We start from the raw sequence: 16,613 nt of genomic DNA on the forward strand, positions 1-16,613 counted from the left end.
CACACCAACCACAACCCGGAGAACACGCACAAGCCCTCCACATGCCGAGGACACCAGCCCCACATGCACTACCTCAAGGCCAAGGTGAAGCTTCCCCTCGATCGCGGACACCTGGAGACTGGGATCTGAGGTTCCAGAGGAAGTAGTGCCAGGTGGGAAGCAAGTACACCAATCGGTACTCGGAGGAGGGCTTCCGCACTACCGCGCACGGCCCGTCACTCGGGATTCGCCCGCTTTCGGTCTGACCGAGCGCTCTTGGCCAGACAGCTTCACCAAGGAAACTTGGCACGGGTGGCTTGCGCGCAAATCCGATTTATCGAACAAAAAAGAACCGTACTACTCTTGGATGGTGATGGCCTCCTACTTGGCCAGTCCATGGCCGTGGCCCAGATGTGATTGCTGTATCGCAGGGGTGAAATAGCCTAGTGGGAGGGTGTGCTGGTGGCATGGCAGAGCCCCTTTGCCGTCGGGATGTTGATCTCACTCGACGACGGCGAGGGGCTCTGTTGGTTCCGCCGGAGCTATCAGGTTGTTGCCGGCGGCATGGGATGATCTTGCTGTAGTGGATCGTCTGCGGGTGGCAGAACCGTCCCCACGAGGGCCCTGCGGCATCCGGTGCTGCCGAAAGCGGCGCTCGCCCCGAACCAGATGTTGGCCGCCCTGACCTCCGTGTGCGGGTAGACACCGTCGTAGGCATCAGCCCCCGCACCGGCCCCCGGGGACGCCCATCCACCATGCCAGCCCACCAAGGCCGAATCTGACCTTCCTAGCCCGACACCTGAGAGATAGAGAGACTCCCCGTCCTGGCTCCGCCAGACATCCACCCAGCTCACATGAAGCCCGTCACGTCCACCTGCGTCCCGGGACTCGAACATCCCCTCCACCAGTGGCAGGGCCCCGTCACCTCGACAAGGACCCCTCGTCACGGACAACGCGAACACACGATGAAACGATCCGCTCCGCTGGCGGAGCACAACTCCTTGACCTCGATTCATCAGCCGGGCTGGATTACCGGCCAAGTCAATGGCTCGCCCCAGTGCCGTTACGACCGAACCTCACAGTTCCGGACTCCCGAACTCTGGGACGCCTGGCCAGCCGGGCACGGCAGCGATAGTCAGCCGCTCAGGCCCATTCCTGGCTTGGGCCCACCTGCATTCTGCACACCAGTCCATGGTGATACTCAGGTTCAACCCGACCAGGAAATGCGGGCGGCACCGTTCCCCCCGGGGCTGCCCGTGCCGCTGGGGAGGGGACGGCCGCCTGCGCCGTTGCCGCCGGCGAGCTGGTTGTAGGAAAGACGGGAATCGCTGTCCGAGCACGATTTGAAGACGGCCCCGTCGGGATAAACACTCGCGCCCTGAGCGCCGCCGCCACCACCACCACCACCACCACCACCACCATCGCTGGTGCCGCCGCCACCACCGGCGCCGCCGTTGGCGCCGTGGCCGCCGTTGCCGCCGTGGAGGACGCTGGGGAGGCCCATGCCGCCGTTGCCGCCGGCGACGATGCCGCGGCCGGCGCCGCGGCCGCTGGCAGCGCCGCCGTTGCCGCCGTTGCCACCGTGGCTGTGACCAGTGCTGCTGGTGCCGGCACTGCCGTTGCCGCCGGCGCCACCGCCGCCGTTGCCGCCGTCGCCGGCGGGGCCAGCGCCGGCGCCGGCGCCGCCGCCGTTGCCGCCGTCGCCGCCTCCTCCGGCGATGAGGTCGGAGGCGTTGCTGCTGGAGGGGTAGTAGTAGGTGCAGTCGCCGGGGGCACCGATGTGGACGCTGCTGGGGCCTGGTAATGCGGTGGTGATCGTTTTGATGTAGGCGCCGGCGCCGCCGTTGCCGCCGGCGCCGCCAATGTCGCCGTCGCCGTCGTTGCCGCCGACCCCGCCGGGTCCCCAGAGTTCGAGGGTGATCTGTTTGGCGTTGCCGGGGATGGTGAACCTGGGGTCGCCCGGGTCGGTGCACAGGGCCCCGCCACTACCCGTGACAGTTGTCGCGGTGGGGGTGACAGCGCACCAGTTGGTGTTTTCGACGAAGTAGCCGCTGTCCTGGTATACGCCGTCTGGTTTCTTTGTGGTGGTGACGTTTGTGGTGGCGGCCCAGGCGATGCCGTTGGTGAAGTCGGCAGTGAGACCGCTCCACGCGGTGCTGATAGGGACGGGATACTGGCTTCTGTTCCACTGGTAATTGTCGTCAGCGACCGGTACACATTGGGAGCCATTGAAAAACCAGATTTTGTGATCATTCGGGGAGTACAGGGCAGCATCGATCGAACCGAACGCAAACACCTTCCCGTTCCCATCACCGGAGTCGTAGCCGAAGACATCCGTGATGGAGCTGGTGAAACCCTGGGTCTTCAGCCGGCTTCCCGAGGGGTTGCTGATGGAGAAGGTGATGCAGTTCCCGCCCTGGAAGAGATAGACAGTGCTCACATCACCCAGGCACAGGGCGGCGTCGACGGGCTTGCCGGCGTCCAGGAGGTTGCCAGTGCCGCCGTCGCTGAACAGGTCATACCCCCCGACCAGGTCATGCAGCGAGTACGTGTCGGCGGGCTGATCCCCCCACCAGGGCTTCCCGGACGCCGGGTCCCACTCATAGCGGTCACACATGACCTGTTGACTGTGGCCCGTCCCGTACAGGCAGTACAGACTCGGCAGCCAGCGCTCGCCGCCGACGAACGGGGTATCAACAAGAGGGGCAGAGAAAGCCGCCAAATAAGCTTTCACGAGCAACACTCCTTTGGTACTGAGGTTTTCAGGGTGGGGTCGGTGGGTTGATGGCCAGGCCGGTGGCGGTGAGGCAGCCGTCGATAAGGTGGGGTCGGAGCTGGATTCTGCGTAACTCGCGGCGGAGTTTGCGGTCGAGGTCGTCTGGGGTTCCGAAGGCGGTGTTGGCCGTGGCTCTGCGCACGAGGGACCAGACGGCTTCGACCGGGTTCAGGTCTGGTGCGTATGCCGGGAGGCGGATGGTGGTGAGCCAGTCGTGTTCGGCTTCGTAGCGTTTCAGCCCGGCGGTCAGATGGGTGTTGAGATTGTCCCAAATCACCACGATGGGTCCGCCGAGCTGGATATGTGCCCGTACCAGCAGGTCGCGGTAGTCCTGCCAGGAGAAGCTCTTGCGGGCGCCCTTGAGCAGGAGATGGTTGCGGGGCCGGTGGATGAGGCGGCTCGGCTCGCCGGGTTTGTAGCAGCACAGGGCGGCGACCGAGGTCCGGCGGCGGGAGCGGCCGCGGACGCGGATGACGGGGGTGTGTCCGCGCCGGCCCCAGGTGTGGGCACGCGGCGGAGTCATGGAGAAGCCGGCTTCGTCCTCGAAGACGAGCCATGCCCCGGACGCCGCCGCGAGGCTTTTACCTGCGGCCAGACCTCCTTCTTCCACAGCTCGATCGCGTGCTCGTCGCGCTCGAGTGCTCTGCGGGCGGGCGCCTGCCAGGACCAGCCGTGCCGTTTCAGCAGCCGCCACACCGTCGCGACCGACAGCGTCAGCCGCAGCCGGCGACGGATCACCGTCTGGACCCGGACCAAGGTCCAGCGTTCATCCTCGAAGCCGTGCGCTGAGGGGCCCTTGCCGAGTTCCTCCTCGAGCACGGCGAACTGGGTATTGGTGACGGTCGGGGAGTTTGCCGGGCCCGTCGAGCGCAGGGCCTCGATGCCGCCCTCGCGCCAGGCACGACGCCAGCGTTCCACCGACCGCACACTCACCCGCAGTTCCTTCGCGATCACGGCGGTCTTCTCACCCGCCACGAACCGCTCGCCGGCCTGAAGCCGGATCCCCTCACGAAACGCCCGACGCTCAGCAGTCAGGCCCCCACCCTCCGGATAACGCATACCACCTGCATACCGCAAGGATCATGAACCGTCACCACCCGACGACAACCCGAAATCCTCAGTAACCGGCCCCGCTTGACCAGCGCGTCCGTGACACCCCGGGAAGAGAGGCCAAGAGACAGGGGACAGGCGTCTCCCTCCTATCCGGGTTGTAGTCATGCCCGGGCGGCTTCCCCTCGGCACATGAGGAAGCCGTGCACTTCTCCCCGACAAACCCAGGCGAGGTGACTCCCTTCATGTCACCAGGGCCAGGACGACTCCGTTGCTCAATAGCTGGTCACGCGGTGAGTTTGGCCGCCGCCCGCCCGCCCGCTGCCTCCGGCTCCGGTCCCGGTGTCCCTGCCCCGGCCGGTGAGGCGCCGGGGACGCACGCACATCGCGAGACCGCGGCCCTGCACGGCGCATTGCGCAGAGCGCGACGGCGTCCTTACTGCCGGAGCTCGCAGCGAGGGGTATCAGGCATCACCTGACCTAGGGCCTGTGTGATGTCGTGATCAACTGCTGGGTTCTGGCCTGTTTGAGGGGTGGAATCAGGTAGGACTGGGGTTGTGACGCGTAGGCAACTCACCCATGCCCAGTGGAAGTTCATCGAGCCGTATCTGCCGATCGGTAGGTACGGGCCGTATCCGGAGCGGTTGCGGGAGCAGTTCGAGGGTGTGATCTGGCGGTTCCGTTCCAGTGGGCAGTGGCGGGAGATGCCTGCCGAGTTCGGCCCCTGGGCCACTGTCTACGGGCGCTTTCGCGTGTGGCGGGACGCCGGGGTGTTCACGGCCCTGCTGGAAGGCCTGATCGCCGAGGGTGCCCGGGTGGGCAGGACGGACTTGTCGCTGGTCAGCGTGGACTCCACTACGGTCCGCGCCCACCACGACGCCGCAGGGCTCCGCGTCAGCAAGCACCTCATGTCGGCCCTGGAAGACGCCGTGCAGGAGCAGGAGACGGCCCGGCAAAAGGGGGCGGCACGGAGGAACAGAACGGACAGGACGGACGCCGGCGGATCCGGCGCAGACACAGGCTCCGACTGAAGGAAGCCCTGCTCGGCAGGTCCCGCGGCGGCCTCACCAGCAAGATTCATCTCGCCGCGGACCGCAGGTGCCGTCCGCTCGCGCTGGTCCTGACCGCCGGGCAGGCCGGGGACAGTCCGCAGTTCGTCCCCGTACTCGCGAAGGTCAGAGTCCGCCTGCCGGTCGGCCGCCCCCGCACGACACCTGGTGCGGTCGCCGCGGATAAGGCGTACTCGTCCCGTGGCAATCGCGCCTACCTGCGCAAACGCGGAATCAAGGCCGTCATCCCGGAGAAACGAGACCAGGCCGCCAACCGCAAGAAGAAGGGCTGCCGGGGCGGCCGGCCCATCGTCCACGACGCCGACCTCTACAAGGAACGGAACACCGTCGAACGCCTGATCAACAAGCTGAAAGCCTGGCGAGGGATCGCCACCCGCTACGACAAAACCCCAGACAGCTACCTCGCCGGCCTCCACCTCCGCGCCGCCATGATCTGGATCGACGACCTCCTCAAAGCCGCCAACTGATCACGACATCACACAGGCCCTAGAAGGGAGGTAACGCCGGGTACGAGCCCTGCCACATCCCTTCTGCATCGAAAGGTGAAAACAATGTCCGAAGAGGTTGAAGACCCCGTCAGCAGCAGTGATCACGGTGGGTTCTCCGTCTCACCTGGGCCGCAGGATGTGAGTCTGACGCCGGGTGCGAGGCCCGGGCGTCCTTGGGTGAGCCTGGAGAACACCGGAACGGGCACGGTTGCTCCGCAGGACGTCTCGGTCAGTCTCCCGGCGGGGCGGGACGTGTACTTCGTGGTCGAGAAGGGCCCCGTACACCTGCTGACGGTGGCGGACGGCTCCTTCAATACGACCACTCATGCGGGGGTCCTGTCACCCGACAGCCAGACCCTGACGTTCCACAACATCGATCCGGCACTCCCCCAGACGGGTTCGGTGTCTGTGATGTGGGTCGAGGTGGCGGCCGGTGCGACTGCTCAGGCGGGCTGCACAAGCCTGGCGTTCATTGTTGGCGGCCAGCACTCCAACTCCAACCCCATCCACATCACCTGAGCACACTGGCGTGGATCTTGCACAACGAGCCCTATCAGCCCGGGCAGTGTTCGATGGGGTCGATAATTAACAACCCGAAAGCGAATGAAGTCTTCAGCAATCTCCATCCGGGCAGGATTGAACCCTGAACGAGTACTAACATGCGATGCCGTCCATTCTGGACACTTGTAGACTAAAGGAGATAGTCATGCCAGACCTCAACGATCTGCCTGCCGTGGGCAAGTGCGGCAAGCCCTTTACCCCGACCTCCGGATCGTATGCAGGAAGCGCCAACCACATCGTCGCCGAAGTGAATGGCCTTAATTACACCATCCACATGGACAAAACGGCCGTTGGCTACCTGAAATCTGCGCGAGAACTTTTCGGCCGGACCTTAAAGATTGCCACCGACGCGTTCGAAGAACTTGATCCGCTGGCCACACTCATAGACGCCTACTGCGACTCCGAAATGACTGTGATTACAGCAATGTCAAACCAGTCCTCGAACGGGCAGGTCAAGGTATCAGGCGTTATCCCCCTGCCACCCGTGGGGGCATCAACGGACGCGAGCTACACCCCGCCCGACGGCTGGAACCCTCCGCCCCGGCAGAACAACTACGAGGGATTCACCGTAAATTCAATCAACATACAGGGCAATGAATGGTTCTTTACCGCCACCAACGTCAATCTGGCTTGGGGAGCCCCGACATTCCTGTTCTCAACACCACCCGACGGAAACACCTTCCAGATAATCCCCGAGAACGTCAACAACAGCTGGTACGGATTTTCGGCCCTCCAAGGACACCCGGAATTCCCTGACACACTAGACACGTGCGCCCGCAACCCTATTGACGGCAAGTGGTTAGTATTTAACGGTGTCAATTACGCCGTGGTGAGCCCGGGCAGAGACCAGCTCATCACAGGACCTGCGAATTTCACCACCTCCTTCACCGGCATCAAAAGAATCATGAATGGAGAATTCGGCGAGGCCGAGAAACGCAACTGGGAAAACGGAATCTCTTGCGCCACCATGGACGAAAATGGCTATCTCACCCTGGTCGCAGGAAACAACAGACTAGCGACCCTTCATCCAAACACAGGCTACGATTTCCTGAACTTTCCAATGATTGTTCCGGTAATTACGCGTCCTGGGGCCATCTCCGATATGTGGCCGGGACTCTCAGATGCCAAACTTTCCCCCTACATCCAGGAAAACAGGAAACTGCAGGCGCTTTGCCGGGTGACCCCTGGGAGCGGGATGGGCTACAAGGGGCACGGAGCAATGCTCTTCGTATTCCAGGACACGTTGGTGATGAATGCCGAAGGAGCCCAATCCCCATGGGTCTACAACTGGATGATGTGTCCATCCGATAAGCCTGGCTCAAACTCGTGGTGGTACGGCTGGCAGGCCATGGACGCCTGCATGGGCGGCGGATGGTCACACCCACGATGCTAAATTAGCCCACATCCCGGAGGCTTATTCACGTAGGTTCGTAGCCCGATCTCCTTGATCATGGAGGCGGCCCTGCTCCGTTGCCTGAAGTTTGCGACAACATCAGATCACCACGAGGGCAGGGCCGTTGGGCTGGGGCGTTACGACATGAACCTTCCCCTTGATCGTGGACACCTGGAGACTGGGACCCGAGGTTCCAGAGGAAGTAGCACCAGGTGGGAAGCAAGTACACGAAGCGGTACACCGAGGAGTTCAAACGGGACGCGATCGCGCTCGTCGACTCCACGGGTAAGACGGTCACCGCCGTCGCCCGGGACCTGGGCATCAGCTCGGAGTCCCTGCGCGGCTGGTACCGCCAGGCCAAGACGGACCGGGGCGAGGGACGGCCCGGTGAGCTCACCATGGCCGAGAGGGAGGAGCTCAAGCGGCTGCGCAAGCTCGCCGCCGAGCAGGCCAAGACCATCGAGGTACTGCGAAAAGCCGCGGTCTTCTTCGCGAAGGAGAGCGATCGGTGAACGACACGTACGCGTTCATCGAGGCGGAGAAGACCACCCACGGCGTCGCTTTCCTCTGCAGGCTGCTGAAGGTGGCCCGCTCCTCTTTCTACGCCTGGCTCGCCGCGGCGAAGTCCCGGGCCTCCCGCCTGGCAGCCGACGAGGCCCTGGTGCACGAGATCGCCGTCATCCACGTCGCCTCCCGCCAGACCTACGGTGTCCCGCGCATCCACGCCGAACTGCGGCGGCTGGGACGGTGCGTGAACCGCAAGCGCATCGCCCGTCTGATGCGCGAGCACGGCATCCAGGGCGCCCACCGTCGCAAGAGACGATCGCTGACCCGGCCTGACAGGAAGGCGAAGCCGGCACCGGACCTGATCAGCCGCGACTTCCACGCCGAGATCCCCGGCGCGAAGCTGGTCGGCGACATCACCGCCCTGCCCACCGGCGAGGGCTGGCTCTACCTCGCCTGCTGGCTGGACCTGGCCACCCGCGAGGTCGTCGGCTACTCCATGGCCGACCACCACCGCGCCACCCTCGTCGTCGACGCGTTGAAGATGGCTGCCGGCCGCGGCCGCCTCAGGCCCGGCTGCATAGTGCATTCGGACCGCGGTAGCGAATACACCAGCAACCAATTCCGGTGTGAAATAGCCGAGTTGGGCCTCCGCCAGAGCTGCGGACGCACCGGATCCTGCTTCGATAACGCCGCCGCGGAGAGCTTCTGGGCCCTACTCAAAGAAGAGATCGGCACTCGCGTCTGGCCCGACCGGGCCACCGCCCGTGCCGAGGTCTTCGACTTCATCGAGACCTTCTATAACCGCCGCCGGCTCCGCAAGCACAAGGTCTTCGGCTACCTCACCCCAGCCGAGACCCGACAGCGGCAACAGCACACCCTCGCCGCGTAACGAACGAGTGTCCGAGATCACGGGGAAACTTCAACAGGACTGGCAAGGATCAACTGGGCGGGCTGGCGGAAGAGGTCCACCGGGCGCTGGTGGAGGATCCGGAACCTGCGGTGGCGCCGGGGCGGATGTGCGCACTGACCGGCGACAAATCTGTCTGCGGCCCGGTGTCAGTCGAGTCGGCTCGGAACAACGTTCAGGACAGGGTCGGGCCCCGGGCAACCATCCTTTACGGGGTCACCCGAGGCTCTTCCGGCTCCGCCTCCAGGGCGAGGCCCGCTTACGCGGGCCAACCCGCAGTACCAGAGGCCGGATACCCGCATCCCTTACAGATCAGGAAACCTTTTGGAATTCAACAGTCAGATCTGATGATTCCGGCGAACATCAAGACTCTCAGTGGTCGTCCCAATGCCCGTCATGGTGGGCATGACGGTGTCCGTCATGGATGTAGTCCACGTGGTCCCCGTGCGGTATCGCAACATGGCCACAGCCGGGGCTGTGCCGGTGGTCATGACTCTGGTGAACGGTGTGGACCGTCGGCTCACACTCTGCCGTGTGGCTCTCGTACACCCGATGCACATGCCCGTCATGCGCGTAATCAGTGTGGTCACCATGCGGCACCGCAACGTGACCGCATCCAACCCCGTGCTCATGAGTGTGCTGGGCATGGGCAACATGTGAGGTTGTCGTCATCCGAATACCTTGAGCGTTTTCAGCTCGGCCACCGGTCGGGTGACGCCGGAGGTTGTGGGGCCGGGGCAGAACGGACGGGGCTCCGCGGCGGTTGAGGGAGGTATCTGACATTTCATCTCGCGTGCTGGGGAGCCCCGTTGGTTACGTATCCTGCCGCAATGGACCTGCCCCACGCACTGGTGGAGACGGTCACGATGCTCATCGTCCTCCGTGAGGGTGACCGCAGGTGCACGCTCCGCCCGTCCGGACGGGTGATGGTCGCACTGGCGTATCTGCGCCGCCACCTCACCCTGGCCCAGATCGCCGCCGGCTTCCGGATCAGCATGGGTACCGCGCACGCCTACGTCCGCCAGGTCGTCGCCCTCCTCGCGCGCCGGGCGCCCGGACTGACCGCAGCTCTGCGCGACAGAACGAAGACAGGATCACCGGCATACATGCTGGTCGATGGCACTCTCGCTGAGTGCGACCGGGTCGGGGACGGCCGGGCCGACTATTCTGGGAAGCACCGTCGCCACGGAGTGAACCTGCAGGTCATCACCGACCCGACAAGCCGGATCCTGTGGATCTCACGAGCACTGCCGGGCCGGACCCACGACCTCACGGCTGCCCGCCGACATCGCATCATCACCACGTCCGTCCGCCTCGGGACACTGGTTCTGGCCGACCTCGGCTACGTCGGGGCCGGTGGAACGTTCGTGGTTCCCCGCCGACGGCGGCCCGGCCAGGACCGCACCGTCGGCCAACGCTCGCTCAACCGGGCCCACACCAGGCTCCGTTGTCTCGTCGAACGCGGCATCGCACGAATGAAGACCTGGAAGATCTTCCGCCGAGCCCGCTGCAGCCCCAACTGGCTCACACACAGCCAAAGCCGTCCTCACCCTGGAGAGCTACCGCTGAAAATCCTCACTGCGCCTCTTTCATCCTGTCTCTGAGGGGTGAAATGGCAGGTCAGGCCGGATGCCGGTGACATGGCGAAGCCTCCGTCGCTGATGTGGTGATCTCACTCATCACATCGGCGCCGGAGGCTTCGTTGGTCCCGTATTCTGCCACGCTGGACGTCCCCTACGAGGTCGTTGAGCATGTCTCCTGGCTGGTCTACGAACGTCGGCAGGAACTGAACTCGCCGTGGCGGCGCCTGGGTTGCTTCAAGCAGGCGCTACTGGCACTTGCCCACCTGCGGAAGAACGAGACGTTCTCCCAGGTCGGGGCCGGGTTTGGGGTCTCCGAGGCGACGGCCTGGCGGTAAGTGAACGAGACCCTCGATGTCCTGGCCGCGTGGGCGCCGGGCCTGCACGAGGCACTCGTCGGTCTGGATGAGGGCGATTTCGTCATCGTTGACGGCACCCTCATCCCCACCGACCGCATCCGCGCGGACGAGCCGTACTACTCCCAAAAGCACCGCAAGAACGGCATGAACGTGCAGGTCATCGCCCGCTTGGGCGGAACACCCCTGTGGTTCTCCCGCGCGCTGCCGGGCCGCACCCACGACCTGACCGCGGCCCGCGCCCACGGCATCGTCCAGGCCTGCCTCACCCGACAGATCCTGATTCTCGCCGACCGCGCCTACCAGGGCGCCGGCGCCACCGTCCGCACCCCCTACTACGGCTGGCCTCGACCCCGTAGACCTGGGCAAGGTGGGAGCGGATGTCGCGCACGCTCATCCCGCGGGCGTAGAGGGAGAGGATCCGGTCGTTGAACCCGGCGAGGCGCCGGGCGTTCTTCGGGACCAGGTGCGGTTCGAAGTCGCCGTTGGCGGTCCCGCGGCACCGCCAACGTGACCGCTCCGGCATCAGTGAGGAACGTCTTGGGTGAGGTTCCGTTGCGGGAGTTCCCCGACCCGTGACCTGCGAGATCTCCGCGTTCGTAGCCGAGGTGTTCGCTCATCTCGGCTTCCAGCGCCCGCTCGAGAACGGCCTTGGTGATCTCCGTCGGAAGCCCGCCCTCACCCAGCAGGGCCGCACCCGACGCATCAGCCTTGTCGAGCAGCCGCTCGACCACCTCATCGACCATCTTGTCGCCGGCCACGGACGCGGCCGCTTCGTTCTTGTCTGCCATGACTCGTCCGATCCGCCTGGCCCACAGGCCCGAGGCCGAGCCCCGGGCCAGGCTTCCACAACACGGACTTACGCGACCTTTCAGACACGCTCGTAGTGGCTGGTGGCGCAGCGGAATCCGGTCTGAAAGTTGCTGTACTGGGGGTCCCCGGCGAGTCGTTCGGCGGTGCGGCACTGGTAGCGGAAGCTCATCCAGCTCCCTCCGCGGGCGACTCGGTACAGGCCGGCGAGGCGGTCGTAGAGATCGCCGTACGAGCGGTCCGGGTCGTACGGCTGGTAGCTGCTCGCGGTCCATTCCATGGCGTTGCCGGCCATGTCGAGGACTCCGAAGGGGGAGGCGCCGGACGGGAAGGCACCGACCGGTGTGGTGGAGGGCAAGGTCGTTGTCCTGTTGTCCCGATGCCGAAGCCACCACGTTCGCCAGCCGTCGCTGCCGGTGATCGGTGCGCGGTTCCAGAACTCGGCGCTGTTGCAGGCATCGGCGTCGAAGGTGTCGCCCCACGGCCATTCGTAGCCCTGTGGGCCGCGCGCCGCGTACTCCCACTCGGTCTCGGTCGGCAGGCGCAGGCCGGCCCAGTCGGCGTAGGCGTCGGCCTCGGTCGCGCACAGGTGCACGGCCGGGTGGTCGGGCATGTCCCGCCAGCACGGGCCGATCGTTCCGGCCGGATAGCGCCACGACGCACCCTCCGTCTCCTCCCAGAGCCGCTCGCCATACACGAGACCGAAGCCGCGTTGTTCAGCGTGGGTACGAAACCCGGTGGCTGCGACGAAGGCCGCGTACTCGACATTGGTGATGGGGTTTCGGGCGATCGCGAAGGCGTCGATGTCGACCGTGGCCCGGGGTGCCTCGTCCTCGAACCAAACGCGGGGCAGGTGCTGCTCGGCGGCGATCCGGTCCAGTTGCTGCTCGGTGGTGCCGCGAAGCAGACGGCCGGCGGGGATCAGGGCCATGGCCGGGGTCGTGAGCGTAGTCATGTCAGCCTCCTGCCATGGCCCGGATGACGAGCACGGCGCGCCCTTCATGGACGGTCGTGGTCGCGGCGGTCGCGGCGCGTACGAGTTCGCTGTCCAGGGAGACCATGTGAACGGTATAGTTAATTCCGCCTCTTTCGGCGCAAATCCCATTCCAGCTGCTACAGTCCAGGTGGGGTCGAGATAAATGCGTACCGTTCTTGCGTAGGATAACGGCGTCATTGTTGTCTGGCATAGCTTTCTCCTTTAACGGCTGTCCCGGAAGTCCCAGGGGCAGCCTGCCGTGTTTCGAAGTGATCTCCCACAGCGGGCGCCGTTGAGGCCGTGGGTCGGGGACGGAAGCAGGCAACCGTTTGGAGACGGCGCCAGAGCCCTCCCCGACCCCTGCATCACGTCATATGTGCGACACCGGCAGAAAGCCCTCGCCCTCTTCACCTCGACTTTCGCACTTCGGACCAGACATCAGGTTGGTAGCTCGCACGGGTGGATCGTGTCCAGCCGGGCCGCAAGGACCCCCGCCCAACGGGCCGAAGGCCCGAACCCTCTGAAACGGGGTCACCTCCCGCGCGGAGCGCGGGACTTCTGGGCCTGCGGAGCAGGCCCAGAAACAAGCTGGTCCCAGAGGGGTTCGAGCAGGCAAGATGGCAGCGCGGGCACGACCGTCCCTCGTGATCGCTGGGCGTAGAGAACTCCATGATCACGTGGACCCGTGCCCGCACTGCACCACCCCGCTCGATCACTCGCCAGCGGCTGACTATTGCCGGTTTTAGTGAGCCTCTTCGAGTTGAGGTTGAGGTGAGCAGCCTGAGCGCCTATGACCTGCACAGACGCAGGATGCCCATTACCCGATCGGTGGCCAATTCGAAGAAGCCCAGTATGTTGGAGAACGTCTGGGCCAGTTCATCCCAATCCTCGACTTCGACCAGGACATCCGCCGCAACACGCCCGCGCACCACATTCACCAAGACCGCAGGCCAATAAAACGACTTCGCCGGAGCGCTGCGCTCTTCCGGAAATCATACTGCCTTGGTCGCCGACCAGGTGACCGCGGCGCCATTACCGAAATTCACCTGCCCGTTATCCAATTGCAACTCTTCAGGGGTGCCGGTAGGGCCATATGTTAACATCATTGGATGATCGTAATCGATCGGGTCCGTATCCGCCTCCCTTAGTGCTACGGCCATGAAAATTGCCTGCTGCCTGTTGGATCCCAATTCCGCGGAATTGTTTTCCTGGTAAACCAGATATGAAGAATTATCCGCCATTAGGCAGGCATTATCCATGTTGCGGACGGTTGCACCTGTCGATCCACCATGGGAGTCGAGAATCGTCCATACCGCGCTAGGGCTGGGTTGACTGACTGCGGAGACACGCCCCCCTCCCGCGTCATTGAGATATAGACTGCTGTTTTGCAGGTAGATCTTGTCACCATATTTGATCTCTGCCGGCGGGGGCGGAGGCGGGGGCGGGGGCGGGGTGGTGCCATTGACTTTGAGGGGCGCCTGGAATTGACCTTGGCTGCCGAGCGTGAATGCCAGACTCGTGTCTCCCACGGCAGCGTCCGCATCGGCATGCACTGGAACCCACAAAATGGCCTGGTCGCCTGCATTGTGCAGTTTTAGGTCGACGTTATAGAAGGTCAGCGTCTTCCCGTCGACCGACAGAACTCCGGCCACGGTCCGGGCTGGCGCATCGGAGGGAGGGTTTGTGATGGACAGATACAACTCAACCCAATTCGGGTAATGCAGTCCATGCCAGTCAGGGAGAGTCACCGTGACCTGAAGGGGAGGAACGTCGACACCGTCTGTGTTGATCAACTGTACGCCGGGGTACGCGTCCCCACCTTGGGCAATTTGGGTATGTGCCATAGTTCCTGGCGCGGCGTTCGACTCGGACGGCCCCAGTGGGGTCACCGAGAACTGTAGATCTTGCATATTGCTCTCCTTCGCACGATTTCTTTTTTGTGGGAGTGTTTTGCCTGCATCGCCAGATTTCTTAATTCCAGACTAAAATACAGGCCGGACGTGCCATCGCCCGTCCGAACGGAATATCTCCGACGCGTGCTGACATTAAAATAAACGATGGCATCGCTGGAGATACTGGAACTCCGTTTGTCCGTTCCGACGGTCACTGAGTAGTTGAGGTCGATGTCTGCGAGTCATCGCGTGATGTGCCTCCTTAAGGTCTCTGGCATGTACGGTAGAAGTACTGCTCTGCCCCCGTCACTCGCAGCCGTAAGCGTCTTCCCCATTTAGGCCAGCGTGCAAGTGGATCATCCCTTGTGAATGGGTGGCGGATGGCTGTGGGTGGTCAGAAGTCGCGTTGAGCCGCTGGCGAACCTCTTTCCTCGGATACCGTCGTTGGGATCCGTCCTCTTCTATGTCTGTTGCCACCCAGTTCCCCTCGTTCTGCCAGAAGATCTTTTCCATCCATCCCCCCGTCGTTGTCGCATGGCCGGCGACGCGATCGTTTGATGGTGTGTCAGGGTGTGCCGGGGCCCGGTGGGGGGCCGTGGTTTGAGGCTGTGGCGGGCAGGCTGGCGGCGCCGGTGATGTGGTTCCAGATGGTGAAGCGGATGATCATTTCGAGGCGGTGGCGGCTGGCGGTCATGAGGTGGCGTCTGGGCCGGAAGTGGGGTGAGATTCCGGTGAACGCGGACAGGGACCGCTGAGCGGAGCCGGGGCTGCGGAATCCTTTCATCGCGCGTTCGCGCTGCGTCGGCTGGTAAAAATTCTCCGCCCGGTCGTTCAGTCCGTTGTGGGAACGGTGCTCGTCCGACCGAGGGCATCACCTCACGCAGGGCGGCTCCGTAGGACTTCGGCTTGTCCGTCACGATCGCCCTCGGCGCCCGGCCGGCGGTGGTGAGAAGCCGGCGGAAAAACCTGCGGGCCGCAGTCTCGTCACGCCGATGCACGAGGATGTCCAGGACGTTGCCGTCGGCGTCCACGGCCCGCCACAGATACTTCCACCAACATCGTTGCGTTAAGAAGTCATCTCATTTGGTCAGTCTGCGGTAGCAGATGAGGGTGCAGGCGATGCTGGTGAAGGCGAGGAAGTGTTCGGCCTTGCGTTCGTAGCGGCGGTGCAGGCGTCGGCAGCCGGCGAGCCAGGACATGGTCCTTTCGACCACCCATCTGTGGCGGCCGAGCCGTTGTGAGGACTCGATGCCTCTGCGGGCGATGCGGTGTCTGATGCCGCGTCCGCGTAACCATCGTCGCAGGTGGGCGTAGTCGTAGCCCTTGTCCGCGTGGAGCTTGCCGGGCTTGCGTCGTCGGCGTCCGCGGCGGGATCGGATGGGCGGTATGCCGCGGACAAGGGGCTCGAGAGCCTGGCTGTCGTGCAGGTTCGCGCCCGAGATCGCGACGGACAGGGGCAGACCGGTCCGCTCGGTGATCAAGTGGATCTTCGAGCCGAACTTGCCCCGATCCACAGGATTCGGACCTGTCAGATCCCCCTTTTCAGGGCCCTCATGTTCACCGAGTCGATCGCGCAGCGGGACCAGTCGAGTTCACCGCGGACGCCGAGTTCGTCGAGGACCAGCCGGTGGAGCTTGGCCCACACCCGGGCCTCGCTCCACTCGGAGAATCGTCGGTGGGCTGTCGCCCCCGAGGGGCCGAACGATGCCTTGGGAAGCTGCTGCCAGGTACAACCCGACGTCGCGACGAACACGATCGCGGCCAGTACTTCACGGTCACCATGCCGGCGCCGCCCACCGCCCTGAGGCCGCGACGGCGCGTCCGGCACCACCCGCTGGAACAGCTCCCACAGCTCGTCCGGCACCAGCCGTTCAACGATCCCCACCATGGCCGACAGTCTACCCGCGAAGCCCAAATGAGATGACTTCTAAGCCTGTGACCTGCGGCCCAACCTTTCGGTGAAGGATGAACGGGACTCCTGGTAGATCATCTTGCGACCAAGCGAGAAGACCATCGGGAGTGCCGTTGCAGGAGCAGTGTGTCCCCATGCCCATCGCCGGAAGCACCTCGGGGGTGTACGCGCCGGGTCATCTGGGCGAGCTGACTCAGATCGTGGACTTTGACCTGGTCGACGCGGTGCTGGAGGAAACCGGCGCGCGGGAGAAGCGGGCGCCGCTGCTGCCTGCCCGTGTGGTGGTGACTTCGTCCTTGCCCTGGCCTTGTTCGAGCACTGCTGCTCCTACCGGGCGGTGTGGGGCAAGCTGACCG

The 16,613-nt window shown here is 64.3% G+C and carries 12 protein-coding genes and 5 pseudogenes; 8 read left to right on the forward strand and 9 right to left on the reverse strand.

The genetic code is table 11. The features are described 5' to 3' along the window. Window positions 1–1,186 precede the first annotated feature (1,186 nt). Both AC3IYJ_RS00615 and AC3IYJ_RS00620 read right to left on the reverse strand, forming a co-directional pair. Window positions 1,187–2,713, reverse strand: coding sequence for a hypothetical protein (locus AC3IYJ_RS00615; RefSeq protein WP_489399377.1), 1,527 nt, complete (start codon window positions 2,711–2,713; stop codon window positions 1,187–1,189). A gap of 28 nt (window positions 2,714–2,741) precedes the next feature. Further along, window positions 2,742–3,814, reverse strand: a protein-coding gene (locus AC3IYJ_RS00620) for an IS630 family transposase (RefSeq protein ID WP_489399231.1) whose coding sequence is annotated in 2 segments (ribosomal slippage) — window positions 2,742–3,304 and window positions 3,304–3,814 — 1,074 coding nt in all. Because the reading frame shifts where the segments join, the coding sequence is not laid out codon by codon here. A 548-nt stretch (window positions 3,815–4,362) separates the two neighbouring features. Between AC3IYJ_RS00620 and AC3IYJ_RS00625 the strand changes: the two are divergent. From AC3IYJ_RS00625 to AC3IYJ_RS00645, 5 genes and pseudogenes are all read left to right on the forward strand, one after another. Further along, window positions 4,363–5,342, forward strand: a pseudogene (locus AC3IYJ_RS00625) (IS5 family transposase). 198 nt (window positions 5,343–5,540) lie between these two features. Next, the gene (locus AC3IYJ_RS00630; protein ID WP_489399378.1) at window positions 5,541–5,882 is read left to right on the forward strand and encodes a hypothetical protein; all 342 of its coding nucleotides are present in this window, start codon (window positions 5,541–5,543) and stop codon (window positions 5,880–5,882) included. A 187-nt stretch (window positions 5,883–6,069) separates the two neighbouring features. Then, window positions 6,070–7,317 carry a hypothetical protein gene (locus AC3IYJ_RS00635; protein ID WP_489399379.1) on the forward strand — a complete coding sequence of 416 codons (1,248 nt, stop codon included), beginning with the start codon at window positions 6,070–6,072 and terminating at the stop codon, window positions 7,315–7,317. A 212-nt stretch (window positions 7,318–7,529) separates the two neighbouring features. Further along, on the forward strand, window positions 7,530–7,829 hold the full coding sequence (locus AC3IYJ_RS00640) for a transposase (protein WP_489396335.1): 300 nt from the start codon (window positions 7,530–7,532) through the stop codon (window positions 7,827–7,829). Then, a complete protein-coding gene (locus AC3IYJ_RS00645) occupies window positions 7,826–8,713 on the forward strand; it encodes an IS3 family transposase (RefSeq protein WP_489396336.1) in 888 nt (295 codons plus the stop codon). The genes AC3IYJ_RS00640 and AC3IYJ_RS00645 overlap by 4 nt, the downstream gene beginning before the upstream one ends. Before the next feature lie 390 nt (window positions 8,714–9,103). On the opposite strand, the gene AC3IYJ_RS00650 is transcribed toward AC3IYJ_RS00645, so the two are convergent. Continuing rightward, window positions 9,104–9,403, reverse strand: coding sequence for a hypothetical protein (locus AC3IYJ_RS00650; RefSeq protein ID WP_489399380.1), 300 nt, complete (start codon window positions 9,401–9,403; stop codon window positions 9,104–9,106). A gap of 137 nt (window positions 9,404–9,540) precedes the next feature. Here AC3IYJ_RS00650 and AC3IYJ_RS00655 point away from each other — a divergent pair. Together AC3IYJ_RS00655 and AC3IYJ_RS00660 are read left to right on the forward strand one after the other, a co-directional pair. Further along, window positions 9,541–10,300, forward strand: a pseudogene (locus AC3IYJ_RS00655) (transposase family protein). Between the two features lie 94 nt (window positions 10,301–10,394). Next, window positions 10,395–11,006: pseudogene (locus AC3IYJ_RS00660) on the forward strand (transposase family protein); the annotation flags it as partial. A 1-nt stretch (window position 11,007) separates the two neighbouring features. Here AC3IYJ_RS00660 and AC3IYJ_RS00665 read toward each other — a convergent pair. From AC3IYJ_RS00665 to AC3IYJ_RS00690, 6 genes and pseudogenes are all read right to left on the reverse strand, one after another. Next, window positions 11,008–11,458, reverse strand: a pseudogene (locus tag AC3IYJ_RS00665) (transposase); the annotation flags it as partial. Between the two features lie 80 nt (window positions 11,459–11,538). Next, entirely contained in the window at window positions 11,539–12,432 is an 894-nt protein-coding gene (locus AC3IYJ_RS00670) for a formylglycine-generating enzyme family protein (RefSeq protein ID WP_489399381.1), read from the reverse strand. Window positions 12,433–13,241: 809 nt separating this feature from the next. Further along, entirely contained in the window at window positions 13,242–13,394 is a 153-nt protein-coding gene (locus tag AC3IYJ_RS00675) for a hypothetical protein (RefSeq protein WP_489399382.1), read from the reverse strand. Between the two features lie 51 nt (window positions 13,395–13,445). Further along, the gene (locus tag AC3IYJ_RS00680) at window positions 13,446–14,363 is read right to left on the reverse strand and encodes a hypothetical protein (RefSeq protein WP_489399383.1); all 918 of its coding nucleotides are present in this window, start codon (window positions 14,361–14,363) and stop codon (window positions 13,446–13,448) included. Between the two features lie 547 nt (window positions 14,364–14,910). Next, window positions 14,911–15,391: pseudogene (locus AC3IYJ_RS00685) on the reverse strand (IS6 family transposase); the annotation flags it as partial. A 33-nt stretch (window positions 15,392–15,424) separates the two neighbouring features. Beyond that, window positions 15,425–16,233 (reverse strand): IS5 family transposase gene (locus AC3IYJ_RS00690; protein WP_489398952.1). Its coding sequence is split into 2 segments (ribosomal slippage): window positions 15,425–15,885 and window positions 15,885–16,233, totalling 810 coding nucleotides; the frame shifts between segments, so codons are not numbered across the junction. Window positions 16,234–16,391: 158 nt separating this feature from the next. Between AC3IYJ_RS00690 and AC3IYJ_RS00695 the strand changes: the two genes are divergently transcribed. After that, a complete protein-coding gene (locus AC3IYJ_RS00695) occupies window positions 16,392–16,610 on the forward strand; it encodes a transposase domain-containing protein (RefSeq protein ID WP_489399384.1) in 219 nt (72 codons plus the stop codon). The last annotated feature ends 3 nt before the right edge of the window (window positions 16,611–16,613 follow it).

The sequence above is a fragment of the Streptomyces sp. GL_140 genome, assembly GCF_057834465.1.